We start from the raw sequence: 23,826 nt of genomic DNA, 5'->3' as shown, positions 1-23,826 counted from the left end.
GGCCTCACAAGGCACACTGGCAAGGGTTTTGTGATTAACTGTTCGGACAAAATCTGCGAACACTTTGCCATGCACCTCAGCCTTGATCGTCACTCCGCCATCCCGCTGGCACAGCAATTGACTGGGCAACTGCAGGCCTGGATCGAAGGCCAGCGCTTGCGTCCCGGTAGCCGCTTGCCGTCGATACGTCAGTTGGCCCGGGAGCAGGGCGTCAGCCAGTCCTGCGTGATCGAAGCCTACGACCGGCTGGTGGCAGCAGGCTGGCTGGAGGCGCGCCATGGCGCCGGATTTTTTGTCGCTGAACAGCGCCTCAAGACACCTCTGGTCGATCAGCCGATCCGCGACGAAGCGTTCGACAGCCGCTGGCAGCAATTCACGGACGATCCGGGCGAGCTGCTCAAGCTGTGCTGTGGCTGGGTGCCCTCCAGCTGGCGCGCCACCGAGGCGATTGCCCAGGCAGTGCGTCAGGTCAGCCGTGGCGCGGTCGATGACCTGATCGACTATTGCCCGCCACTGGGCCTGGCCAGCCTGCGTACCCAATTGCACAAGGGCCTGGGGCAGATCGGCATCCACGCCGCGCCCGAGCAGATCCTCACCACCCAGGGCGCCAGCCACGCCCTCGACCTGCTGGTGCGCACCCTGCTCAAGCCAGGTGACAAGGTGCTGGTGGAAAGCCCGGGTTACTACAACCTGTACAGCCTGTTGCGCCTGCATCAAGTCGACATGCTCGAAGTGCCGCGTACCCCGCACGGTCCCGATCTGCAGGTGCTGGAGGACCTGCTCAAGCAGCACCGCCCGCGCTGCCTGTACATCAACAGCCTGTACCAGAACCCCACCGGCAGCAGCCTGTCGCCCAAGGTCGCCTATCGCTTGCTGGAACTGGCCCGTGAACATGACCTGCTGATCATCGAGGACGACATCTACGCGGACTTTCAGGACGGTACAGTCACGCGTCTGGCAACCCTGGATGCCGAGCAGCGGGTGATCTACCTGGCCAGTTTCTCCAAGACCCTGAGCAGTTCGCTACGGGTCGGCTACCTGGTGGCCGGGCCTGAGCTGGTCGCCCGCCTGGCAGAACTGAAAATGGTCAGCGGGCTGGGGACTTCGCGCTTTACCGAGCAGGTGGTGGCGCAGATGCTTGGCAACGGCAGCTACCGAAAAAGCACGGCACGCCTGCGCCTGCGCCTGGCCCAGCACATGGCCAAGGCCCTGGGGCAACTGGAGGCCAACGGCTGGGAAGTGTTCACCGAGCCCTATGGCGGCATGTTCGTCTGGGCCCGTTGCCCGGGGCGCAGTTTTGCCGAGCTCAACCACGAGGCGCAGGCCTGTTCGGTGCTGTTGGCGCCGGGCAGTGCCTTCGATCCCCTGGGCGCTGCCTGCGACTGGTTGCGGATCAATGTCGCCTATGCCCAGTACCAACGGGCACAGACGTTCTTCCAGCGCGCCGGGCGACCTCGGCTGTCCTGAAAACGACGCAACTGTAGCTTTTTGCCATTATTCCGACGCCGGGATCTTGTGCCACCAGCCACGCCATTGCCACTCTTCACGCTTGATGCATTTGCGGGCAGCAGGGGGAAGTGCGATGAGTTCGGCCAAGCGTGGTTTTTTCGCCAACCTGGGCATGGCCCGCAAGCTCGGGCTGGGGTTTGCCCTGGTCTTGCTGCTGACTGCCGTGGTGGCGGCAGCGGGAGTTGCCGCCCTGCATAGCGTCGGGCAACGCTTCGACGGTTTGAAGCAGATGGCGGCGCTCAATACCGCGCTGCTCGACACTCGCTTGCAGGAACAGGCATTCGCCCTGCGCTCCGATCCCAAGGCGGTAGAAGCAGTGCACCAGCGCCTCGAAGCCCTGCAAGAGCAAGCACGGGCGCTGCCGCAACTGAGCGGCGTCGAGCAGGCGCTGAACGATTACCGCCAGGCCTTCGACCAGTTCGTCGAGCTGACCCAGGCCAAGGAGCTGGCGCTGGACATGGCCAGTTGGTCAGTCTCCAGTGTTGCCAACAACCTCGATGTGCTGCAGTCGGGGCTGGCCGATGACGGCACCTATACCCTCAAGGACACCCAGGGCCAGCAGGGCGCCGAGTTCGTAGAGCAGGCCGGGCAAGTCGCTCAGGTTGCCCGCTTGATGTTGCAGGCCATGGATGAGGCGCGGGTGCGCCTGGAGCAGAACCGCAAGGGCGCCGAAGATGCGCGCCAGGGGCGCATCGAACAGACTGAACAAGCCGCTGCCCTGGTCGAGCAGTTGAAGGCTGCGGTAACCGACGCCGGCTATCAAACCGTGCTTGGCGAAGTCAGCACGCATATCGCCAGTTTCAGCGAGAAGCTTGCCGAGTACACCGATCTGCTTGGCCGTGAGCAGCAGCTCAAGCAGCAATTGCAGGCGCGGGCCGAGCAGGTCACCCGTCAGGTCGATCAAGCCTATCTCGCTGAAGACCAGGCCATGCAAGGCGAGTTGCAGCGCAACGCCGTGCTGATCCTCGCTGCCTCGCTGCTGGCATTGCTGGCGGGCGTGCTGGCGGCCTGGTTGATCACCCGCGCGGTGGTCGGGCCGTTGCGGCAGGTAATGGGCCGGGCCCAGCAGATTGCCGCCGGCGACCTGCGCGGCGAAATCAGTATCGATCGGCGTGACGAGGTCGGCCAGCTGATGCTGGCCATGCAGCAGATGGGCACAGGCTTGAGCGCGATCGTCAGTGGCCTGCAAAACGGCATCGAACAACTGGCCAGCAACGCCCAGTCGCTGTCGGCGGTCACCGAGCAGACCAATCGCGAGGTCAACAGTCAGAAGGACGAGACCGAGCAGGTGGCCACCGCCATGCAGCAGATGACCGCCACCGTGCATGATGTTGCACGCAACGCCGAAGAAGCCGCCCTGGCGGCGCAAACGGCGGATGACAAGGTCGAGAGCGGCCAGCAGGTGGTGCGCCAGAGCATGCAGCGAATCGAGCAGTTGGCCAGTTCCGCCGAGTCGGCCAGCCAGAGCATCGACAACCTCAGCAGCGAAGTGCAGAACATCGGTCAGGTGCTGGAGGTGATCAAGAGCGTCGCCGAGCAGACCAACCTGCTGGCGCTCAACGCCGCCATCGAAGCTGCACGGGCCGGCGAGCAGGGCCGGGGCTTTGCCGTGGTTGCCGACGAGGTGCGGGCACTGGCGCGGCGCACCCAGCAATCGACCGAGGAGATCGAGCGCCTGGTCAGCAGCTTGCGCAGCGGTGCCCAGGCTTCGGTAGCGCAGATCCAGGGCAGTGCCGAGCTGGTCAAGTTGGCCGTCAGCGATGCCCTGCACACTGAAAGCGCACTGGGCAGCATTGCCGCAGCGGTGTCGTTGATCCAGCAGATGAACCAGCAGATTGCTGCGGCAGCGCAGCAGCAGAGCTCGGTGGCCGAGGAAATCAACCGCAGCGTCACCCAGATCCGCAGCAGCGCCGATCAGTCGGCATTGGCCATGCAAGGCAACGCCAGCTCAAGTATCGAGCTGGCGCAGCTGGGCAACGACTTGAAGGGCATGGTCGGGCATTTTCGCCTGTAGGAGCGGCGCTGGGGTGCCCCGACTTGCCCCGCGATTTGCCTACGCCGATTTACGCCAGTTGAGGATCATCAAGGTCAGCACCCCGGCGACAATCCCCCAGAACGCCGAACCGATCGAGAACAGGGTAAAGCCAGACGCTGTGACCATGAAGGTAATCAGCGCTGCTTCCCGCTCTTTGGCTTCGTTCATCGCCACGGTCAGGCCGTTCATGATCGAGCCGAACAGCGCCAGGGCAGCGATCGACAGCACCAGCTCCTTGGGCAGGGCTGCGAACAGCGCCGCGAGGGTGGCGCCGAAAACGCCAGCGATACCGTAGAAGATCCCGCACCAGACCGCCGCGGTGTAACGCTTGTTCGGGTCTTCATGGGCGTGCGGCCCGGTGCAGATCGCCGCGCTGATGGCCGCCAGGTTGATGCCGTGGGAGCCGAACGGCGCCAGCACCAGCGAAGCCAGGCCGGTTACCGAGATCAGTGGCGAGGCGGGTACCTGGTAGCCATCCGCACGCAGTACGGCGACACCGGGCATGTTCTGCGAAGTCATGGCAACCACGAACAGCGGAATGCCGATGCTGATAGTGGCGGCCAGGGAGAAGCTTGGCGTGGTCCACACCGGGGTGGCCACTTCCAGGCTGAAACCGCTGAAATCAAGCAGGCCCATGGCGCCGGAAAGGCCGGTACCCACGACCAAAGCGGCCAGCACCGAGTACCGCGGCGACACGCGCTTGATCAGCAGGTAGCTGAAGAACATCCCCAGCACCAACGCGGTCCGATGCTGGGCGGCAATGAAGATTTCGCTGCCGATCTTGAACAGGATCCCGGCCAGCAGCGCCGAGGCCAATGATGCCGGAATGCGTTTGACCAGGCGCTCGAAACTGCCGGTCATTCCGCAGATCACCACCAGCACCGCACAGGTGATGTAAGCGCCGATGGCTTCGCCGTAGCTGACCCCGCCCAGGCTGGTGATCAGCAACGCCGCCCCGGGGGTCGACCAGGCAACGGTGATCGGCGTGCGATAGCGCAGCGACAGGCCGATGCTGCATATCGCCATACCGATCGACAGCGCCCAGATCCAGGAGGAGATTTGCGCGGTGGTCAAGCCGGCTGCCTGGCCGGCCTGAAACATCAGCACCAGCGAGCTGGTGTAGCCGGTGAGCATGGCGATGAAGCCGGCCACGACCGCGGAAGGGGATGAGTCGGCCAAAGGGCGCAATTGCGCAGACGTGGCGTCGGACATGGGGCTTTCCTTGTTCTGGGTGTAAGCAGTTTTTTCAGACTAACGCGCAGACTGTTGATCTTTGCCATACAGCAGGCATTGCAATTAGCCGTACAGTCGCCAACTATGGGCGCGGGTTCGATTCAGCATTACGAAGAGGGGGAGCGATGTACAAGGTTTACGGCGACTACCAGTCGGGCAACTGCTACAAGATCAAACTCATGCTGCACCTGCTTGACCTGCCTTACGAATGGCACTCGGTGGATATCCTCAAGGGCGAGACGGAAACCCCGGCGTTCCTGGCCATGAACCCCAACGGCAAGGTGCCGGTACTGGAGCTCGAGGATGGCACCTATCTGTGGGAATCCAATGCGATTCTCAACTTCCTCGCCGATGGCAGCGAATTCCTGCCTACCGAACCGCGCTTGCGCACCCAGGTGCTGCAATGGCAGTTCTTCGAGCAGTACAGTCATGAGCCGTACATTGCCGTAGCACGCTTCATCCAGTTCTACCTGGGGCTGCCGCAAGACCGGCTGGAGGAGTACAAGACGTTGCACAAGGGCGGCTACAAGGCCCTGCGGGTGATGGAGAAACAGCTGCAGCTAACGCCGTACCTGGTGGGCGATACCTACTCGATCGCCGATGTGGCGCTGTACGCCTACACCCATGTCGCCCATCAGGGTGGGTTCGACCTCAATGAATACCCGGGCGTTCAGGCATGGCTGGAGCGTGTGGCCAGCCATCCCCGTCACGTGACCATGCTCGGTTGAGCGATCAGGCGGCAAAACGCTTGTTGAGGTAGTCGATGATCACCTTGGATTCATACATCCAGGTGGTCTTGCCGTCTTCCTCGATGCGCAGGCATGGCACCTTGATCTTGCCACCTTCGGCGAGCAGGGTCTGGCGATCCTGTTCGTTGTTCTTGGCATCACGCAGCGCCACCGGCACGTTCAGGCGGTGCAGGGTGCGGCGGGTTTTCACGCAGAACGGGCAGGCGTGAAACTGATACAGGCTCAGGCCGCTGGCTTGCTGTTCGACCTGGGCCTGGGCGGCCGGGTCGCGCTTGAGCTTGGCTGGGCGGCTGATCCAGTCACCGAACACAATCAACTGGCCAAGGCCCACACGCAGTGCTTTGACGATCATGGCAACTCCTCAGAATAAAAAAAGCCGACCACGACAGGTCGGCTTGCAGTCTGGCCCGATTACTTGATCAGGCTGAGAAACTCGCTGCGGGTCGCGGCGTTTTCGCGGAATTCGCCGAGCATCACCGAAGTGATCATGGTCGAGTTCTGTTTTTCCACACCGCGCATCATCATGCACATGTGCTTGGCCTCGATGACCACCGCCACGCCCAGGGCGCCGGTGACCTGCTGGATCGCTTCGGCGATCTGGCGGCTGAGGTTTTCCTGGATCTGCAGGCGACGGGCGTACATGTCGACGATCCGCGCCACCTTGGACAATCCCAGGACCTTGCCGTCAGGGATGTAGGCAACATGGGCCTTGCCGATGAACGGCAGCATGTGGTGCTCGCACAGCGAGTACAGCTCGATGTCCTTGACCAGGACCATTTCGCTGTTATCGGAGCTGAACAGGGCGCCGTTGGTCACTTCTTCCAGGGTTTGCTCATAACCGCGGCAAAGGTACTGCATGGCCTTCGCAGCCCGCTTGGGCGTGTCGAGCAGGCCCTCGCGGGAGACATCCTCGCCAAGCTGGCCAAGGATCGCGGTGTAGTTCTGTTCCAGGGACATGGATCTACCTGTGGGATTTATCGCAAACGCGAAGGGTACGGCGGCGACGGCGGCGCTGCAAGTACGGCGTTACTCGTCACGGCCTTCGAGCATGGTTCGCTTGAGCATGACATACACCGCGCCCGTACCGCCATGGCGGGCCTGGCACGAAGTAAAGCCGAGTACTTGCGGGTGCTGGCGTAGCCAGGTGTTGACGTGGCTCTTGATCATCGGCCGCTTGCCATCCAGGCGTACCGCCTTGCCGTGGGTGACGCGCACGCAGCGCACTTCGAAGCGGGTGGCCTCGGCGAGGAAGGCCCAGAGGGTTTCCCGGGCTTTTTCGACGGTCATGCCATGCAGGTCGAGGCTGCCTTCAAAGCCGATCTGGCCGAGCTTGAGCTTGCGCATCTGGCTTTCCTGGACGCCGTCACGGCTCCAGTGCAGGTCGTCTTCGGGGCCGACATCAATGACAAACTGGTCCGACAGGCCGTCGACCACGGTCTGGTCGCTGCGCACTGTCGCGGCCTGGCGCAGGCTCGCCAGCTTTTTGCGGTCGGCCTTGGGTTTGCCGACCTCGGCGCGATCATGCGTGATCGGCTTGACGCCGCGCATCTCGCTTTTGAACAGGGAAAATTCGTCGTCTTGCATGTAAGCCTCCGCCTGGGCGGCGTAGTTTACGCGACTCCCCTAAGGCGTGCAGTCAATCGTGTTTTTTCATCAGGTGCGGTGACAGGTTGAGCTCGCGGCTGCGGCGCAGACGCAAGCGGCTGCGGCGCCAGAACCAGATGCCCAGGTACAGCAGTAACAGGCCAAGGCCGAGCAAGATGCTGGCGCCAGCCGGGTTGGCATTGAGCTCGCCCAGGGCCGCGGGGCGGCCCAGCAGGCTGGCGGCGCCGGCCATGGCCAGCAGCACGCCGGCAGTTGCCAGTAACGCCGAAAACGCCGCAGCCAGGCGCATGCCCCAGTTACGGGGCGTGCGGGGGCGCAAGCGCTTGGCATCAAAACCATCGGATATTTTCATTCCGATTTCCTCTATGGATATCCGGCGTTGGACCGAAAAGCCGTGAGGTGGTTCCGCCCGGCTGCCGGGCGGTCGCTCAGATCAGGCTGGTAGTCGGCGCCACACAGGCAAAGTTGTCGGCCATGATCGCCATTTCGCTCTGCTGGATCTGCGCCGCAGGGATGACGCCATCCTTGAACGGAAGGTCGCGGGTGGCGCAGGCATCTTCGATCAGGGTGCAACGGTAGCCGTAATCCTTGGCCCGGCGCACGGTGGTGCTGACGCTGGAGTGACTCATGAAGCCGCAGACGATCAGGTCCAGGTGGCCGTATTTCTGCAGGGTCTCATGCAGGGTGGTGTTCTTGAAGGCGTTGGGCATGCGCTTTTCGATGATCACTTCGTCACCCTGTGGCTCCAGGCCCGGGATGAATTCACCGCGTGGGCCCTGCGGGTCGAACATGCCGCCGACGGTACCCAGGTGACGCACGTGGATGATCGGGCGCCCGGCCTTGCGGGCCGCCTCGAGCATTTTAGCGATGTTGGCCACGGCCGCGTCCATGCCCGAGAGCGCCAGAGGACCGCTGAGGTACTCCTTTTGCGCATCGATAATCACCAGGCTGGCGTTGTTCAGCTTGGCCGGCGGATAACCGCGACCGCTGAGGTGGAACATCGTCGTTGGAACAGACATCAAGGGCTCCTTTGGATAGGGCTTTTACCCTATTGTCCCCTGCCTGAGCACTTATGTGAATCGCTTCGCGTACAACCAGCGTCGTTAGTGGCCTGCAGCCACCTTGGCGATATCCTTACAAGGTGTTTTTGCCGATCATTTCTTTGGCCGGGCTGTTAGAATCGCAGGTCGTCTTTCAAGGAGTCTGTTGTGATCACTTCTCGCTTGCGCACCCTGCGCGATCATATCCGTTGGGCCGTCAGCCGTTTCCACGAGCATGGCCTGTTTTTCGGTCATGGCGCCGACAACGCCTGGGATGAAGCGCGGCTGCTGGTGCTGGGCTCGGTGCACCTGCCCTGGGAAGTCGCCGACGCCTACCTCGACTGCCAGCTGGAAGACGATGAGCTGGTCAACCTGCAGCGTATGCTCAAGCGCCGTATCGAAGACCGCGTGCCCACGGCTTACTTGCTGGGTGAAGCCTGGTTCTGCGGCTTGTCGTTCATTGTCGATGAGCGCGTGCTGATCCCGCGCTCGCCGATTGGCGAGCTGATCGAAAAGCGCTTCGAGCCATGGCTGGCCGGTGAGCCGGCACGCATCCTCGACCTGTGCACCGGCTCCGGTTGCATCGGTATCGTCAGTGCCGAAGTATTCCCCGAGGCTGAGGTGGTGCTCGCCGACCTGTCCTTCGAGGCGCTGGAAGTCGCCAACCAGAACATCGAACGTCACGGCCTGGAAGAACGCGTCTATACCGTGCAGGGCGATGGTTTCGCCGGTCTGCCGGGTCAGCGTTTCGACCTGATCCTGTCCAACCCGCCGTATGTCGATGCCGAAGACTTTGCCGACATGCCCGAGGAATACCACCACGAGCCGGAGCTGGGCCTGGCGTGCGGCAATGACGGCCTGGACCTGGTGCGGCGGATGCTGGCCGAAGCAGCGGATCACCTGACCGAGAAGGGCTTGTTGATTGTCGAGGTGGGCAACAGCCAGGTGCATGTCGAGGCGCTTTATCCGCAAGTGGATTTCGCCTGGCTGGAGTTCGAGCGGGGCGGGCACGGGGTGTTCATGCTCACGGCTGAGCAGTGCCGTCAGCACCAGGGGTTGTTTGCCTCGAAGGTGTAAGGCTTCAGGTTTGCAGTGAATCTATCGCTGGCAAGCCAGCTCCCACAATTGCCCTTGTGGGAGCTGGCTTGCCAGCGATGCTTTTTAGCGGTGAGTCGCAATCCAGATCAACAACCCCGCCTGAAACACCGCAAAGGCCACCAGGCAGGTGATGGTAAAACGCAGCCCACTGTCTTCACGGCGGTACTTGCTGACCCGCTCATCACGCTCGCGCAGTTGCGCCTCTTTTTCCTGCAAGCTCTGCTCGGCCTGTTGCAGCATCTGCGCGGCATCGAGAATCTCGACCCGCTGCAGCTTGTCACTGTTCCAGCCGCCCTTGAGTTCACCGACCTGCACATCGACAAAGCGCCCCTTCAGGTGCTGGGCATCGGCGTACTCGACCTCCAGGCCATGGCTGCGCAGCACATGGTCACGGCGCAGGCGGGTGTCTTCGTTGAGGGCGTCCTTGCTTGGCAGGGCAGCACCTTCGACTCGGTAATGCGGCCACTTGCGCTGCGCCCATTGCACTGCCTGGTTCAGCAGGAAGCGCCCCAGGCCACGGTTCAGCGGCTCGATCTGCAGGCCTGAATCGGGGGTGAAAGTTACGCGTTTTTCTTCATGGTCGACCCACACATCCAGGTGGTTCTGTTCCTTGCGCACCTTTTGCGCCGGCAGCTGGATAGCCATGCGCAGCAGGCTGGTCTGCTTGTTGTGGCGTTCGGCATAGCCGTACTGGACAAAGCGCAGCGGCCGCGCACCGCTGTTGCGGTCGGTCGGCAACGGCGCCAGGCGCAGCATCTGGAAATGTTCGGGGGCAACATCGGCCCAGGGCAGTGGGGCGGCCTCCGGTGCTGCCTGCTCGGCAGTCGTCTCGGCGGTGTCCTGGGGGGCGGCTTCGGTCATCACGGCAATCCTCATGTGCGCAGCGGGCTGGTCGCATTGACGATGCCAGCACCGCTATATCGGCAGGATTGTCCTGGGCTGGAGGCGTAATTTCTGCGATTTGGCCTCAGCTGGCAGGCAACCGCTGAATGAAGTCGATAACGCGCTGGCCCAGTTCGGCCGCTTGCGGCAGTTGCGGATCAAGATAGCTGTCACGTTGCTGGCTGATTTCCTCGGGGGCAATGCGCAGCATGTGGTTCATGCCCTTGATCACTGCAAGCTCGGCATCCGGCTTGGCGGCCTTGAGGATTTCGGCGTTGTCGACATTGACCTGGAAGTCATGGGTGCCCTGGATGATCAGTGCCGGTACCTTGACCTTGGCAAAGGCATCCGCCGGGTCCTGGCGGAACAGCGAAATCAGGTAGGGCTGCACGCTCGGGCGCAGTACGTCCTGCAGGGGCAGGGGCACCCGGGAGGAGGTCTTGCCGTTTTTAAGGCGATCGAGGATGTCCCCGGCACTGGCCATGTAGCGCCCGGGTACCCGCTCAAAGATCTGTGCACGCAACGCCTTGTCGATCGGCCAGCCGCTGCCGGCGATGCTGATTACGGCACTGGTGCCGCTTTGCTCGGCGGCCAGGCTGGCGATCAGCGCACCTTCGCTGTGGCCAAGCAGGATCAGGCGGCCGAAGCGCGGGTCGGCCTTGATCTTCTGGCTCCAGGCCACCGCGTCGGCGACGTAGCGCTCCACCGTCAGGTCGCGTTCATCCGGGGTGGCCGCCAGGCTCGCAGCGACGCCGCGCTTGTCGTAGCGCACGCTGGCGATATTGTTTTTCGCCAGGGTCAGGGCCAGTTGCTTGAGGTTGTCGGTGTTGCCGCCGTAAGGATTGTTGCCGTCGCGGTCGGTGGGCCCCGAGCCGGCAATGATCAGCACCACCGGTGGCGGCTGCTCGGTGCGCGGCAACAGCAGGCTGCCATGTAACACGCCGCTGCCGGTGTCGAGGCTGACCGGGCGCTGGAATACGGTGGGGGCAGCAGCCTGGACCAGGCCGCTGAACAGCAGGGCGATTACTGCAACAATACGCAACATCATCAGGCCACTATCGAGAGAGTGCGGTTTGGACCGGGCCGGGCGCAGAAGGTTCGCCGTCAGGGATGAACTGAATGGTTAGCCTGCGTATACTGGCGGCCTTGTTCAAATCTGGCTGATTCGCGGAGCGTCCTGCATGTCCGGCAATACCTACGGCAAGCTGTTCACTGTCACCACCGCTGGCGAAAGCCATGGTCCGGCGTTGGTCGCCATTGTCGATGGCTGCCCGCCGGGCCTGGAAATTTCCCTGGCCGACCTGCAGCACGACCTGGATCGGCGCAAGCCCGGCACCAGCCGCCACACCACCCAGCGCCAGGAAGCCGACGAAGTCGAAATCCTCTCGGGAGTGTTCGAAGGCCGCACCACTGGCTGCTCCATCGGCCTGCTGATTCGCAACACCGACCAGAAGTCCAAGGACTACTCGGCGATCAAGGACCTGTTCCGACCGGCCCACGCCGACTTCACCTATCACCACAAGTATGGTGAGCGTGACTACCGCGGCGGTGGCCGCAGCTCGGCGCGGGAAACCGCCATGCGCGTGGCCGCCGGCGCCATCGCCAAGAAGTACCTGGCCAGCCAGGGCATCCGCATCCGTGGCTACATGAGCCAGCTCGGCCCGATCGAAATCCCTTTCAAGACCTGGGACTCGGTGGAGCAGAACGCCTTCTTCAGCCCTGACCCGGACAAGGTCCCGGAGCTTGAGGCGTACATGGACCAGCTGCGCCGCGACCAGGATTCGGTCGGGGCGAAGATCACCGTGGTGGCCGAAGGCGTCATGCCTGGCCTGGGCGAGCCGATCTTTGATCGCCTGGATGCCGAGCTGGCCCACGCGCTGATGAGCATCAACGCGGTCAAGGGCGTGGAAATCGGTGCAGGCTTTGCCAGCGTCGCCCAGCGCGGTACCGAGCACCGTGACGAGCTGACCCCGGAAGGTTTCCTCAGCAACAACGCCGGCGGCATTCTCGGCGGTATTTCCTCCGGTCAGCCAATCGTTGCCCACCTGGCCCTCAAGCCGACCTCTAGCATCACCACCCCGGGCCGTTCCATCGACGTCGATGGCAACCCGGTTGAAGTGATCACCAAAGGCCGTCACGACCCGTGCGTGGGTATCCGTGCCACGCCAATCGCCGAAGCAATGATGGCTATCGTGCTGATGGATCACCTGCTGCGTCACCGCGGGCAGAACGCCGACGTGCGAGTGAAGACGCCGGTGCTGGGCCAGCTGTAATGCTGGCACCTGCCATTCGCGCTGCGGCTCGCTGAGCCGTGGCGCCGATTCCCTACTGGCGGCTGTCCAGTTTCTACCTCTTTTACTTCGCCTTGCTCGGCTCGACAGCGCCGTTTCTGGCGTTGTATTTCGATCACCTGGGTTTTTCCAGTGCGCGCATCGGCGAGCTGGTCGCCATTCCCATGCTGATGCGTTGCGTGGCCCCCAACCTGTGGGGCTGGCTGGGTGACCGCAGTGGCCAGCGCTTGCTGATCGTGCGCGTGGGCGCCGTGTCGACCCTGGCGACCTTTTCGTTGATCTTTTTCGGCAAAAGCTATGCCTGGCTGGCGCTGGTGATGGCCCTGCATGCGTTCTTCTGGCATGCGGTATTACCGCAGTTCGAGGTCATCACCCTGGCCCACCTGCAAGGGCAGACCGCACGCTACAGCCAGATCCGTCTGTGGGGCTCGATCGGCTTCATCCTCACCGTGGTCGGCCTTGGCCGGCTGTTCGACGGCTTGAGCCTGGATATCTACCCGGTCACGCTGGTGATCATCATGGCCGGTATCGTCCTGGCCAGCGTCTGGGTGCCCAATGCCCAGCCACCGGGGCAGAATGATCGTACCGCCAGCGGCGGTTTTCTCAAGCAACTGGCCAGCCCCGGTGTTGCCGCGTTTTACCTGTGCGTGGCATTGATGCAACTGAGCCACGGCCCGTACTACACCTTTCTGACTCTGCACCTTGAGCACCTGGGTTACAGCCGCGGCACCATCGGCATGCTCTGGGCGCTGGGGGTGGTGGCCGAGGTGCTGATGTTCCTGGCCATGAGCTGGATCCTGGCGCGGGTGTCGCTGCGCCGGGTGCTGCTCGCCAGTTTTGCCCTGGCGGCAGTGCGCTGGGCGTTGCTGGGCAACTTTGCCGAGCACCTGGGCGTGCTGTTGCTCGCCCAGGTCTTGCATGCGGCCACCTTCGGCAGCTTTCACGCTGCCGCCATCGCCTTCGTGCAACGCAGCTTCGGCGCCCGCCAGCAAGGCCAGGGGCAAGCGCTGTATGCAGCGCTCGCCGGCACCGGCGGCGCCTTGGGCGCCTTGTACTCGGGGTACAGCTGGAACCTGCTGGGGCCGGCTACCACCTTTAGTATTGCCAGCGTCGCAGCCCTGGCTGCAGCCGTTATCATTGCACTTCGAATGAAAGAGGACAGGGCATGAGCCTTGGCCGTAAACCGGTAGTAAGGAGTTGCCCCGATGAGCAGCCTTAGCGTGTATCACCAGTCCACCCCGGACATTCCCAACAAGGTACTGACTCACCTGGAGGATATCGCCGTGACCCTGGCCGAGCAGGGCGTGCGTTTCGAGCGTTGGCAGGCAGCCGCGCCCATCCAGGCGGGCGCCAGCGATCAGCAACTGATCGGCGCTTATCAGCCTGGTATCGATGCGCTGAAGGCCGAGACCGGTTACGCCAGTGTCGAGGTGACCCGCGAAGCGGACGCCAGCTTGCTCGCCGAACATACCTGTGACGAAGATCGACTGCACTTTTTCGCCGCCGGGCGCGGGCTGGTCAGCCTGCGGATCGAGGACTACATCTATGCGGTGTTGTGCGAGAAGGGCGATTTGATCGGCGTGCCGGCAGGGGTTCGGCACTGGTTCGACATGGGCGAGGAGCCGCGGTTCGTGGCGATCCGGGTGTTCAACCGGCCGGAAGGTGGGCTTGCACGGTTTACTGGCGATTCGATTGCCAAGAATTTCCCGCGGCTTGACGACTGACAAACGCCATCGCGGGGCAAGCCCGCTCCTACAGGTAGGAGCGGGCTTGCCCCGCGAAGTTACCGATAAGTCGGCAAGGCAAACCGCTGCTGGCTCTGCAACAGCGAAATCACCGGCAACTCGCTGGCCTGTTCAGCCAGGTCGCGGCGAATCGCACTGATCGCCCACGACAGCTGTTCGGCACTGTGCAGTTGTGCATAAGAAATCGAGCGCTTGGTCTGGGTACCGTCCGTTGCCCGCAGGGTCAGCAGAATTCCACCGTCGGGGCGCGCCTGGGTGGTGACGTCGTAGGCGGAGAATACCGAGGCGAATTTTTCCTGGATAAGGTCCATATCAGCTCCTGACTGTTAGTGGCAGACATGGAGTGACAGGTGCAGCGTCTGTGCCAGCTTTTGTTTTAAATAAATCGCTTATTAATCAATGGTTTATAAATTTCATTGAAGCGCTCCGCCGTGCATTCTGCATGGTCGTGCATTTTGCACAGTGCATTTTGCAGTGCTGCCTCGGCCAATAGATTTCTTCTGTCATGGCCATGACTTATCCCCAGTTGACCCCGCGCGCTCCCTGACAAAGACTTGGGCCTTTCCGATAGCCAGGAGTTTCCCCATGTCTGACCAACGTAGCCCCACGCCCATGAACGACGACGAGGCTGCGGCGTTCGCCGAAGAGGTGTTCGACCGGGCGCGCAAGGGCGACGCGGTAATGCTCGGGCGCTTGCTGGAAAACGGCCTGCCGGTGAACCTGCGCAATGGCAATGGCGACACCTTGCTGATGCTTGCCAGTTACCACGGGCATCTGGATGCCGTCGCGGTGTTGCTCGAGTACGGTGCCGATCCGCAGATTGCCAATGACAAGGGACAGCTGCCCATTGCCGGCGCCGCGTTCAAGGGCAACCTGGAGATGGTCCAGCTGCTGGTGGATAAAGGCGCCGAGGTCGATGGCACTTCCGCTGATGGGCGCACCGCGCTGATGATGGCGGCGATGTTCAACCGCACCGTGATCGTCGATTACCTGCTGGCCAAGGGCGCCAACCCACGCCATCGTGACGCCCGTGGCGCCGATGCCCTGGGCGCTGCGCAAACCATGGGGGCTCCCGAGACTACCGAGCAGTTGCTCAAGCTGCTCGGCTAACCCTCCGGGGCCTTTTACGGCTATCCTTGGCGACTTTTTTCACCGTCGCAGGGCCCCTTCATGAAATCCCAACTGGTCGAACTCATCGGCAAAATCAGCGCTGGCTGCATGCGCGAAGAAGACATTGCGCGCATCGCCGACGAAGCCGCCCAGGCCTATGCCGACCCGCAGGCGTTCCTCGCCGCCAACCCGGACATCAACTACGACGACAGCTTCCCGATCCCGCTGGGTGAATGGATTGTCGTCGGCAGCCTGCCCGATACCGTGTTGTTCCAGGCCGATACCTACCAGGACCTGTTCGCCCAGATCGTCGACTCCTTTGACAAGACCGTGCCGTTCAACCTCAAGCCCAAGCAGTTGGCCAAGGTCGAGCCGCTGACCGCACTCAACCGCATCCAGGTGCAAATGGGGGCGATGAACAAGGAAGCCGGCGGCTATGTGCTGATGAACTTCAGCCAGTTGCTCGACGATGAGCTGCAGATGGTACTGGTTGGCAACGACGACCTGCCGCGAGTGCTGGAGCTGTGCGCTGAAGTCGGCATCGCCGCAGCGCCGGCCCTGGAAGCGCTGCGGGTTGCCGTGCACGTTTAACCGAGAGCGGTATCGAGGAACATCATCACTGCAAAGCCGCCCATCAGGCCCAGGGTTGCCGAAGTCTGGTGGCCATTGCGGTGGGTTTCCGGGATCACTTCGTGGGATACCACGAAGATCATCGCCCCGGCAGCCAGGCCCATGCTCACCGGGTAGGCAATGGCAAAGCCGGTGGAAATGCCCAGGCCGATCACGGCGCCAATGGGCTCCATCAGGCCCGAACCGATCGCCACCAGCGCCGCCTTGAAGGTCGAAAGACCGGTTGCGCGCAGCGCCAGAGCCACAGCGAGGCCTTCGGGAATATCCTGGATAGCGATGGCGCTGGTCAGCGGCAGGCCGACATTGAGGTCGCCGCTGGCAAAGCTGACGCCAATGGCCATGCCCTCGGGCAGGTTGTGCAGGGTGATCGCCAGCACGAACAGCCACACCCGGTTGATCCGGTCCGCCTGCGGGCCGCACGGGCCGGTGCTTTCGTGTTCGTGCGGGGTGAAGCGGTCGAGGCCGAGCATCAGCAGCACGCCCAGGCCCATGCCGATCACCACCGTCAGTGCCGCGTAAGGGCCGTTGCCGGTGATCTCCCGGGCTGCGTCGAGGCCCGGCAGGATCAGCGAGAACGAACTGGCGGCGAGCATCATGCCTGCGGCAAACCCGAGCATCACATCCTGGGTGCGCGCGCTGATTTCACGCAGCACCACGGCCATGACCGCGCCCAGTGCGGTGGCGGCAAACCCGGCGAGGCCGCCGAGCATGGCCATGTGCAGGTTTTGCTGGTGGTCGCCATGCACGGCATTCCAGGCACTGGCGATCAGCAGACCGAGCACCACCAGCAAACTCAGGCCCAGGCCTGCGCTAAGCCACGGAGTACTTTGTGCCTGTTGCAGCCAGGCGTTCCACAGTGGGACGGGGGCGGGGCTGCTGTGGCTGTGGGCGGGTGGCATAGGGACCTCTCTGGCGCAATTCGATGAAACGAGTGTAACCAGCGCTACAGGGCCGCGGCGAACGATTCGCCTCTATGGGGCTGATAGCCAGCTATCCTGAGGGGCAGGCTCGATCAAGGGAGCAACACCATGGGTTCTACTTTCAATAGCCTGGTTGGGCTGATCATCCTCGCCCTGGACATCTGGGCGATCATCAATGTGATCAAGAGCGGTGCCAGTGGTGGCGCCAAGATTCTCTGGATCCTGCTGATTCTGCTGCTGCCGGTACTGGGCCTGATCATCTGGGCGATCGCCGGGCCGCGGGGCAATGTGCGGCTGTAGCTCTGTGGGAGCGGGCTTGCCCCGCGATAATCTTCAGATCAACCAGGTCCCCTCCAGTTCCAACAGGATTTGCTTGCGCTCGATGCCCCCGGCAAACCCGGTGAGGGTGCCATTGCTGCCAATCACTCGATGGCAGGGGATGATGATTGCAATCGGGTTGGCACCATTGGCAGTGCCCACTGCCCGCACCGATCTGGGGTTGCCAATAGCCTGGGCAAGCTCGCCGTAGCTGCAGGTGGTGCCATAGGGAATGCGCTGCAGGGCCTGCCACACCTCGCGCTGGAACGGCGTACCCTGGGGGGCCAGGCGCACTTCGAATTGTTCGCGCTGACGGGCAAAGTACTGGTCCAGCTGGCGCGCCACATCGTCCAGCTGGTTGCTGGCCGGCTGCCAGTCCTCGGCCAGTTCCCAGGGTTGAGTGGCGTCCATGTGCAGCATGCGCAGGCCCTGATCGTCACCTGCCAATAGCAGCGGGCCAAGCGGGCTTGGGAGGTAGCGATAAAACATGGCGTAATGATCTCTTTGCTGATAACCCTGATTCTATTACGAAATTTTCACAATCGATTGCCGACAATTTGCGCGCGCAATTATCCGTTCGCCGAATGGCCGTGCAACGCGCTCGCGTTTAGGGCACATTTGCCGATTCGTTTTACCGCCTTCCTCGAACCTGAACCCTAGGGATCTTCCAATTCATGGCTACCACGGACGCCTTGAGTCAACAGCGGGCTGCATCGCGCCCGTTGCAAACGACGCTGAAATCGCATCTGGCCTACACCCTGCTGTGCGGTCTGGTGATCATGCTGATGCTCAGCCTGGTTCGCCTGGCCCTGCTGGTCTACAACAACGACATGATCGGCGACACGCCGATGTCGACCGTGGCCGAGGGTTTCCTCAATGGCCTGCGCTTCGACCTGCGGGTTGTGGTGTACCTTAGCATTCCGCTGCTGCTGGCAATCCTCAGCACCCGGGCGATGGCCGCGCGCGGCTTGTTCCGGGCCTGGCTGACCATCGCCTCGAGCATCGTCATGTTCCTCGGCCTGATGGAGATGGACTTCTATCGCGAGTTCCACCAGCGCCTCAACGGCCTGGTGTTCCAGTACGTCAAGGAAGACCCGAAAACCGTCCTGAGCATGCTCTGGTACGGCTTCCCGGTGGTGCGCTACCTGCTGGCCTGGGCCTTTGGCACCTGGCTGCTGAGCCTGCTGTTCAAGGGCATCGACCGCCTGACCCGGCCTAATGACGTGTATGAAAGCCAGATGGCCAGCGCAGCGCCCTGGTATGTGCGTGGCGTGGTGTTCTTCATGATCCTGCTGGTGGCGGTCATCGCTGCCCGCGGCACCCTGCGCCAGGGCCCGCCCATGCGTTGGGGCGATGCCTTCACCACCGACTCGAACTTCGTCAACCAGCTGGGCCTGAACGGTACCCTGACCCTGATCGACGCCGCCAAGAGCCGTTTCGGCGAGGACCGCGCCAACATCTGGAAGTCGACCATCGAGCAGGGCCTGGCTACCCAGACCGTGCGCGACATGCTGCTGACTGGCAACGACAAGCTGGTCGATGCCGACAGCGCTGCGGTGCGCCGTGATTTCATCCCGCCAGCGGACAACACCCTGCCGATCAAGAACGTCGTGGTGATCCTCATGGAGAGCTTCGCCGGTCATTCGGTAGGCGCCCTGGGCAGCCCGAACAACATCACCCCGTACTTCGACAAACTGGCGAAAGAGGGCTTGCTGTTCGACCGCTTCTTCTCCAACGGCACCCACACCCACCAGGGCATGTTCGCCACCATGGCCTGCTACCCGAACCTGCCGGGCTTCGAGTACCTGATGCAGACCCCGGAAGGCGGCCACAAGCTTTCAGGCCTGCCGGCGCTGCTCAGCGCCCGTGACTACGACGACGTCTACGTCTACAACGGTGACTTTGCCTGGGACAACCAGTCCGGTTTCTTCGGCAACCAGGGCATGACCACCTTCATCGGCCGTAACGACTTCGTCGATCCGGTGTTCTCCGACCCGACCTGGGGCGTGTCCGACCAGGACATGTTCGACCGCGGTAACGAAGAGCTGGCCCGGCACGATGGCAAGAAGCCGATCTACGCGCTGCTGCAGACCCTGTCCAACCATACGCCGTATGCGCTGCCGAAGGATCTGCCGGTCGAGAAGGTCACAGGCCAGGGCCGCCTGGACGAGCACCTGACCGCCATGCGCTACTCCGACTGGGCCCTGGGCCAGTTCTTCGAGAAGGCGCGCAAGGAGCCTTACTTCAAGGAAACCCTGTTCGTCATCGTTGGCGACCATGGCTTCGGCAACCACCAGCAGGTCACCGAGCTCGACCTCGGGCGCTTCAACGTGCCGCTGCTGCTGATTGCCCCGGGCATCCAGGACAAGTTCGGTGCGGTCAACCACACCGTGGGTACCCAGATCGACATCGTGCCGACCATCATGGGCCGCCTGGGCGGCGAAACCCGTCACCAGTGCTGGGGCCGTGACCTGCTCAACCTGCCGGCCGGTGATCCGGGCTTCGGCATGATCAAACCGTCGGGCAGCGAGCAGATCGTCGGCCTGGTCAAGGGCGATCGCATCCTGATCGAGGCCAAGGACATGTCGCCACGCATGTACCGCTACGAGCTGGGCGCCAACTTCAAGGCCGAGCTGATCGAAGCCCCGGACCAGAAGGACCTGACTCACAAGCTCGAGTCGTTCATCCAGACGGCGACCAAGAGCTTGCTGGACAACACCGCGGGTGTAGTGCACGGCACCCCGGAATAACGTCGTTGCTAGCGCTGTAAACAGGACCCCGGCTTGCCGGGGTCTTGGCTTTTTGTGCCATGGATGCTCAAATTGCGCGCCTCGGGAAGCGGGGGCTGGAATGGCGCCCATCAAAAAAGGATTTTTGCGTGCGAGTGTTCGTGTTGTTTGCCTGCCTGTGCCATTCACTGTTGGCGGTGGCCGATGTTGCCTCAGCGGATTACCAGACGCCCCCCGGCTGGCGCACCGAATGCTTGGGCCGGGTGCAGTTCGATGTACCCCAGGACATTGCCTGGCACGTTTCCAGTGGTTACTGGCAATACTACAATTTCGATCTCCCCGACCCCACGATCACCCCTGGGGACAAGCAGATTGCCTACGGCGAAGGGTTGACCGGCGAGCTGCCCTTTCTGGTCGACATCGAGGTCAGCCCGTTGACCACCCGTGCACTCTACGAACAGATCCGCTATGTGCAGAGCCTCACCCGTGGCCCGGCGCAGGAGCGGGTGGTGAAGGCGCAGATGGAGGCGCTGGATGCTGCCATCTCTGCGAGCCGTGACGATGAAGCGCGCTACAGGGCCCTGAGTGATCAGTACTACGACTTGCGTGAAAAGCTCCAGCGCATAGGCTATGTGACTTCGCAGCTGGTGGTGCTTGACGACATGATCAAGCAATTTACTGCCGAGGGGCGGCCGGTGGCGAAGCTGCAGGTCGAGCGCGATGCCTTCTTCGCGGAGCAGGCACAATGGCCGACCGATGTAGAGTACGAGCATGAGCGCTTTATCGAGCTGGGTGTGCCGGACGCCTCTGCAAACTGGTATGAAGGTAATCTGACTGCCTACCTGTGGCGCGATCAACGCATCTACCGATTCAAATTCTACAGTGGCGCCAATACGGCTACAGACACCGCTGCGCTGGCCCGGCTGGAGCCCAGGGCGCGCGCTGTGCTGGCCGCGTTCCGCACCCGCAAGCAATACGAAATTCCCCAGGACAACGGCTTCTGTGTGCCCTTCGGCTTCATTGCCGACGATGGCACACCGCGCCACGCCATCACCCTGGGCCTCAACCCTGCAGACAACCCGAAACTGCTGCACCGCCTGAGCATGAGCAGTGACAGCGACAAGGCCGTCGAGATGGTGCCGATGCTGCTGGATCGACTGATTGTCAACCCGTTTCCGATGCATATCAGTGTCGATAAGTTCGGGCCCTCAAGCGTGCGGATCGGTGCCGCCAAGGGCAGGTTCGGCGGCGCACGCTTTCGCGTCTATGAGCCTGACAGTCTCAAGCCGGCGGCCACTGAAACGTTCAGGATGGTCGCTGGCGCCGTGAGCTCCGGCTACCAGCCCACCGTGGTACTGGGAGTGACCGATGAACACTCCGAGCCGCCGCTGCAGTTCGAGCCCTCCAGGGACCAATTCCTGCGCACGCTGCAAAGCATACGTGCGCTGCCGGGCGGCCATCGCTTTGAGCCGCAAGTCGACTGAACAACCACCCCGCGGCGAGGTCAACGGAAGGTAGGCCAGATTCACCCTGAACATCGGTACAGAGGAGAGTCCAATGAAAGACTGGGTCATTACTTTTGTTGATCAGAAGGGCGAGCGTACCTCGCTGCCTCTCACCGCAGAGCTTGAGCCGAGCATCGAAGAGGCTGCGCGGCTGATTCGTACCCATCTGTTTCCGGTCATGGACGAACTGGACCTCACTGATTTCGAGGGCCGCACACCCTCGCCGACGGCCAAATGGCTGAAAGAGCAGAACGGGGTAGAGATCACCGCCATCACTGAAGCCCCCTGAACCCGCTGGCTGGCACGCCGGGCAATCAGGCGCTACGCTGCAGACAAGGTCGGGCAGTTTCTTCTGATTGTCCGGGCTTGCCGATCCACGTCACGCAACAGCTCGAATTGCCCCCGCACGTCTTGTGTGGCGGGCAGGTGCGTTTTGCACTGAAAGTCTATCCATCGGTAATGAGGAGGACGATTCATGAGCAGCCAATACGAGGACATCAGCAGCACGGTCTTGCGTCGGATGAAAGAAGGGGGGTTCAACTTCGCGCAGATTCATCCCATCGAGTTTTATGCGGTATTTCCGGACGAGGCACGGGCGCGGCGAGCGGCAGGAAAGTTTCGCGGCGAATCACTCAGTGCCCAAGTGCATGAGCGCGATGATGGCGCCTGGCATCTGGAACTGAGCAAGGTGATGTTTGCAACCTATGGCGGTATCGGCGAATTCGAACAGGATTTCGAGGCGGTGATTGCCCCGCTGGGTGGAGAAATAGAAGGCTGGGGCGTCAAGCAGGAGCGTCAGCTGGCCTGATCAAACGGTCCCACAGGGCGGCTCTGGCCGTCTGCCGTGGGCCGCTCGGCGCTTCGCAATGAAGCGCTGCCGTCAAAGCAACCGGGGCGGTTGCACAGATCTGGTGCGGCCGTTCTTCGCTTAAAACGCAACTTATTGAATAACAAGGAATTATGCCGCTGGCACGGGGCTTGCGATGGCTCGGGTGCACGGGTGACAAGGAGTTCGGCATGATCCGCACCTTTTATGACGAAATGTACGCCGCTGACGGCCAGGTCCGTCCGCACTACCGGGAGTTCGCCCGCTGGCTGGCCGAAACCCCGCCGGAACTGCTGGCCCAGCGTCGACGTGAAGCCGACCTGCTGTTCCACCGCGCCGGCATTACCTTCACCCTCTATGGCGACGAGCAGGGCACCGAGCGCCTGATTCCTTTCGATACCATCCCACGCAGCATCCCGGCCAGTGAATGGCGGGTGGTGGAGCGTGGCTGCATTCAGCGGGTGAAGGCGCTGAACCTGTTTCTCGCCGACCTGTACCACGACCAGCGCATCATCCGCGCCGGGATCATCCCGGCCGAGCAGGTCCTGGCCAACGACCAGTACCAGCTGGCGATGCAGGGCCTGGACCTGCACCGCAACATCTATTCGCATATTTCCGGGGTCGACCTGGTGCGTGACAGCGATGGCAGCTATTACGTGCTCGAAGACAACCTGCGTACCCCCAGCGGCGTCAGCTACATGCTCGAAGACCGCAAGATGATGATGCGCTTGTTCCCCGAGCTGTTTGCCGCCCAGCGCATCGCCCCCATCGATCATTACCCCAACCTGTTGCTCGATACCCTCAAGAGTTCCAGCCCGCTGGATAACCCCAGCGTGGTGGTGCTGACGCCCGGGCGTTTCAACAGCGCGTTCTTCGAGCACGCCTTCCTCGCCCGCGAGATGGGCGTCGAGCTGGTCGAGGGCGCCGACCTGTTCGTGCGGGATGAGCGGGTGTTCATGCGCACCACCGATGGTCCCAAGGCGGTGGATGTGATCTACCGGCGCCTGGACGATGCCTTCCTCGACCCGCTGGCGTTCAACCCCGATTCGATGCTTGGTGTGCCCGGGCTGCTGGCGGCCTATCGCTGTGGCAACGTGGTGCTGGCCAATGCCATTGGCACTGGCGTGGCCGACGACAAGTCGATCTACCCCTATGTCACCGACATGATCCGCTTTTATCTCGACGAGGAGCCGATCCTGAAGAACGTGCCGACCTGGCAGTGCCGCAAGCCTGAAGAACTTTCCCACGTGCTGGCGCACCTGCCGGAACTGGTGGTCAAGGAAACCCAGGGTTCCGGCGGCTACGGCATGCTGGTCGGTCCGGCGGCCACCCGTGCCGAGATCGAGGCGTTTGCCGCACGGATCAAGGCCCGGCCGGCGGCCTACATCGCCCAGCCAACGCTGTCGCTGTCGACCTGCCCGACCTTTGTCGAGAACGGCATTGCCCCGCGGCATATCGACCTGCGGCCTTTCGTGCTGTCCGGGCGCGAGACCCGGGTGGTGCCTGGCGGCCTGACCCGGGTCGCCCTGCGTGAAGGTTCGCTGGTGGTCAACTCGTCCCAGGGCGGCGGTACCAAGGACACCTGGGTGGTTGAGGATTAA

26 protein-coding genes and 1 pseudogene are annotated in these 23,826 nt (G+C 62.5%); 16 read left to right on the top strand and 11 right to left on the bottom strand.

The window, feature by feature from the left end; genetic code table 11:
- The first annotated feature begins 69 nt into the window (after positions 1 to 69).
- The 3 genes and pseudogenes from LOY45_RS19400 to LOY45_RS27065 all read left to right on the top strand — a co-directional run bounded on the left by LOY45_RS19400 (position 70) and on the right by LOY45_RS27065 (position 3,523).
- Positions 70 to 1,467: an aminotransferase-like domain-containing protein gene (locus LOY45_RS19400; protein ID WP_258578194.1), complete on the top strand. Its 1,398-nt coding sequence runs from the start codon at positions 70 to 72 to the stop codon at positions 1,465 to 1,467.
- A pseudogene (locus tag LOY45_RS27070) lies at positions 1,397 to 2,662 on the top strand (HAMP domain-containing protein); the annotation flags it as partial. The gene LOY45_RS19400 and the pseudogene LOY45_RS27070, both read left to right, overlap by 71 nt.
- A complete protein-coding gene (locus LOY45_RS27065; protein WP_420832726.1) occupies positions 2,642 to 3,523 on the top strand; it encodes a methyl-accepting chemotaxis protein in 882 nt (293 codons plus the stop codon). The pseudogene LOY45_RS27070 and the gene LOY45_RS27065, both read left to right, overlap by 21 nt.
- 39 nt (positions 3,524 to 3,562) lie before the next feature.
- Here LOY45_RS27065 and LOY45_RS19390 read toward each other — a convergent pair whose 3' ends face one another.
- Positions 3,563 to 4,756 (bottom strand): benzoate/H(+) symporter BenE family transporter, encoded by a 1,194-nt coding sequence (locus LOY45_RS19390; RefSeq protein WP_258578192.1) that lies wholly within the window; start codon positions 4,754 to 4,756, stop codon positions 3,563 to 3,565.
- 146 nt (positions 4,757 to 4,902) lie between these two features.
- Here LOY45_RS19390 and LOY45_RS19385 point away from each other — a divergent pair, with 146 nt between their 5' ends.
- On the top strand, positions 4,903 to 5,505 hold the full coding sequence (locus LOY45_RS19385) for a glutathione S-transferase family protein (RefSeq protein ID WP_115085851.1): 603 nt from the start codon (positions 4,903 to 4,905) through the stop codon (positions 5,503 to 5,505).
- Positions 5,506 to 5,509: 4 nt separating this feature from the next.
- Here the strand turns inward: LOY45_RS19385 and LOY45_RS19380 are convergent, their stop codons facing one another.
- The 5 genes from LOY45_RS19380 to LOY45_RS19360 form a co-directional block, all read right to left on the bottom strand.
- Positions 5,510 to 5,878 carry a glutathione S-transferase N-terminal domain-containing protein gene (locus LOY45_RS19380; protein ID WP_115085852.1) on the bottom strand — a complete coding sequence of 123 codons (369 nt, stop codon included), beginning with the start codon at positions 5,876 to 5,878 and terminating at the stop codon, positions 5,510 to 5,512.
- Between the two features lie 59 nt (positions 5,879 to 5,937).
- Positions 5,938 to 6,483 carry a GTP cyclohydrolase I FolE gene (gene folE / locus LOY45_RS19375; RefSeq protein WP_038994069.1) on the bottom strand — a complete coding sequence of 182 codons (546 nt, stop codon included), beginning with the start codon at positions 6,481 to 6,483 and terminating at the stop codon, positions 5,938 to 5,940.
- A gap of 69 nt (positions 6,484 to 6,552) precedes the next feature.
- Positions 6,553 to 7,110 (bottom strand): Smr/MutS family protein, encoded by a 558-nt coding sequence (locus LOY45_RS19370; protein ID WP_134061731.1) that lies wholly within the window; start codon positions 7,108 to 7,110, stop codon positions 6,553 to 6,555.
- 52 nt (positions 7,111 to 7,162) lie between these two features.
- Positions 7,163 to 7,483 (bottom strand): hypothetical protein, encoded by a 321-nt coding sequence (locus LOY45_RS19365; protein WP_115085857.1) that lies wholly within the window; start codon positions 7,481 to 7,483, stop codon positions 7,163 to 7,165.
- A gap of 76 nt (positions 7,484 to 7,559) precedes the next feature.
- Positions 7,560 to 8,150, bottom strand: a complete 591-nt coding sequence (locus LOY45_RS19360) for a cysteine hydrolase family protein (protein WP_010224084.1) — start codon at positions 8,148 to 8,150, stop codon at positions 7,560 to 7,562.
- A 189-nt stretch (positions 8,151 to 8,339) separates the two neighbouring features.
- On the opposite strand from LOY45_RS19360, the gene prmB reads away from it, so the two are divergent.
- Positions 8,340 to 9,248, top strand: a complete 909-nt coding sequence (prmB, locus tag LOY45_RS19355) for a 50S ribosomal protein L3 N(5)-glutamine methyltransferase (RefSeq protein ID WP_115085858.1) — start codon at positions 8,340 to 8,342, stop codon at positions 9,246 to 9,248.
- 84 nt (positions 9,249 to 9,332) lie between these two features.
- Here prmB and LOY45_RS19350 read toward each other — a convergent pair whose 3' ends face one another.
- Together LOY45_RS19350 and LOY45_RS19345 are read right to left on the bottom strand one after the other, a co-directional pair.
- Positions 9,333 to 10,130 carry a hypothetical protein gene (locus tag LOY45_RS19350; RefSeq protein ID WP_115085859.1) on the bottom strand — a complete coding sequence of 266 codons (798 nt, stop codon included), beginning with the start codon at positions 10,128 to 10,130 and terminating at the stop codon, positions 9,333 to 9,335.
- Between the two features lie 106 nt (positions 10,131 to 10,236).
- Positions 10,237 to 11,199, bottom strand: coding sequence for an alpha/beta hydrolase (locus LOY45_RS19345; protein ID WP_258578191.1), 963 nt, complete (start codon positions 11,197 to 11,199; stop codon positions 10,237 to 10,239).
- Between the two features lie 133 nt (positions 11,200 to 11,332).
- Between LOY45_RS19345 and aroC the strand changes: the two genes are divergently transcribed.
- The 3 genes from aroC to LOY45_RS19330 are packed head-to-tail and all read left to right on the top strand — an operon-like array spanning position 11,333 to position 14,166.
- Positions 11,333 to 12,424 (top strand): chorismate synthase, encoded by a 1,092-nt coding sequence (aroC, locus tag LOY45_RS19340; protein WP_258578190.1) that lies wholly within the window; start codon positions 11,333 to 11,335, stop codon positions 12,422 to 12,424.
- A 38-nt stretch (positions 12,425 to 12,462) separates the two neighbouring features.
- A complete protein-coding gene (locus LOY45_RS19335) occupies positions 12,463 to 13,611 on the top strand; it encodes an MFS transporter (RefSeq protein WP_115085861.1) in 1,149 nt (382 codons plus the stop codon).
- Between the two features lie 36 nt (positions 13,612 to 13,647).
- Positions 13,648 to 14,166 (top strand): 1,2-dihydroxy-3-keto-5-methylthiopentene dioxygenase, encoded by a 519-nt coding sequence (locus tag LOY45_RS19330; protein WP_258578189.1) that lies wholly within the window; start codon positions 13,648 to 13,650, stop codon positions 14,164 to 14,166.
- Between the two features lie 59 nt (positions 14,167 to 14,225).
- Here the strand turns inward: LOY45_RS19330 and LOY45_RS19325 are convergent, their stop codons facing one another.
- A complete protein-coding gene (locus tag LOY45_RS19325; protein ID WP_115085863.1) occupies positions 14,226 to 14,498 on the bottom strand; it encodes a DUF3509 domain-containing protein in 273 nt (90 codons plus the stop codon).
- Between the two features lie 274 nt (positions 14,499 to 14,772).
- On the opposite strand from LOY45_RS19325, the gene LOY45_RS19320 reads away from it, so the two are divergent.
- Positions 14,773 to 15,297, top strand: coding sequence for an ankyrin repeat domain-containing protein (locus LOY45_RS19320; protein ID WP_134061737.1), 525 nt, complete (start codon positions 14,773 to 14,775; stop codon positions 15,295 to 15,297).
- Between the two features lie 60 nt (positions 15,298 to 15,357).
- Positions 15,358 to 15,888: a hypothetical protein gene (locus tag LOY45_RS19315; RefSeq protein ID WP_115085865.1), complete on the top strand. Its 531-nt coding sequence runs from the start codon at positions 15,358 to 15,360 to the stop codon at positions 15,886 to 15,888.
- On the opposite strand, the gene LOY45_RS19310 is transcribed toward LOY45_RS19315, so the two are convergent.
- Positions 15,885 to 16,826, bottom strand: coding sequence for a ZIP family metal transporter (locus LOY45_RS19310; RefSeq protein ID WP_115085866.1), 942 nt, complete (start codon positions 16,824 to 16,826; stop codon positions 15,885 to 15,887). The two genes, LOY45_RS19315 and LOY45_RS19310, sit on opposite strands and share 4 nt — an antisense overlap.
- Before the next feature lie 129 nt (positions 16,827 to 16,955).
- Here LOY45_RS19310 and LOY45_RS19305 point away from each other — a divergent pair, with 129 nt between their 5' ends.
- The gene (locus tag LOY45_RS19305) at positions 16,956 to 17,147 is read left to right on the top strand and encodes a PLDc N-terminal domain-containing protein (RefSeq protein ID WP_045195289.1); all 192 of its coding nucleotides are present in this window, start codon (positions 16,956 to 16,958) and stop codon (positions 17,145 to 17,147) included.
- Between the two features lie 33 nt (positions 17,148 to 17,180).
- Here LOY45_RS19305 and LOY45_RS19300 read toward each other — a convergent pair whose 3' ends face one another.
- Positions 17,181 to 17,654: a methylated-DNA--[protein]-cysteine S-methyltransferase gene (locus tag LOY45_RS19300; protein WP_258578188.1), complete on the bottom strand. Its 474-nt coding sequence runs from the start codon at positions 17,652 to 17,654 to the stop codon at positions 17,181 to 17,183.
- A gap of 185 nt (positions 17,655 to 17,839) precedes the next feature.
- Here LOY45_RS19300 and LOY45_RS19295 point away from each other — a divergent pair, with 185 nt between their 5' ends.
- From LOY45_RS19295 to LOY45_RS19275, 5 genes are all read left to right on the top strand, one after another.
- A complete protein-coding gene (locus tag LOY45_RS19295) occupies positions 17,840 to 19,915 on the top strand; it encodes an LTA synthase family protein (protein WP_115085868.1) in 2,076 nt (691 codons plus the stop codon).
- 59 nt (positions 19,916 to 19,974) lie between these two features.
- Complete coding sequence (locus LOY45_RS19290; RefSeq protein ID WP_134061741.1) at positions 19,975 to 21,378, top strand: hypothetical protein; 1,404 nt, start codon at positions 19,975 to 19,977, stop codon at positions 21,376 to 21,378.
- A 73-nt stretch (positions 21,379 to 21,451) separates the two neighbouring features.
- Positions 21,452 to 21,688 (top strand): hypothetical protein, encoded by a 237-nt coding sequence (locus LOY45_RS19285; RefSeq protein ID WP_115085870.1) that lies wholly within the window; start codon positions 21,452 to 21,454, stop codon positions 21,686 to 21,688.
- 186 nt (positions 21,689 to 21,874) lie between these two features.
- Entirely contained in the window at positions 21,875 to 22,207 is a 333-nt protein-coding gene (locus LOY45_RS19280) for a ribonuclease E inhibitor RraB (protein WP_010226349.1), read from the top strand.
- A gap of 209 nt (positions 22,208 to 22,416) precedes the next feature.
- A complete protein-coding gene (locus tag LOY45_RS19275; RefSeq protein ID WP_115085871.1) occupies positions 22,417 to 23,826 on the top strand; it encodes a circularly permuted type 2 ATP-grasp protein in 1,410 nt (469 codons plus the stop codon).

The sequence above is a fragment of the Pseudomonas wadenswilerensis genome (assembly GCF_024749185.1).
Taxonomy (GTDB): domain Bacteria; phylum Pseudomonadota; class Gammaproteobacteria; order Pseudomonadales; family Pseudomonadaceae; genus Aquipseudomonas; species Aquipseudomonas wadenswilerensis.
The sequence above is the reverse complement of the archived record's forward strand: the minus strand, read 5'-3'. Positions and strand labels throughout refer to the sequence as shown.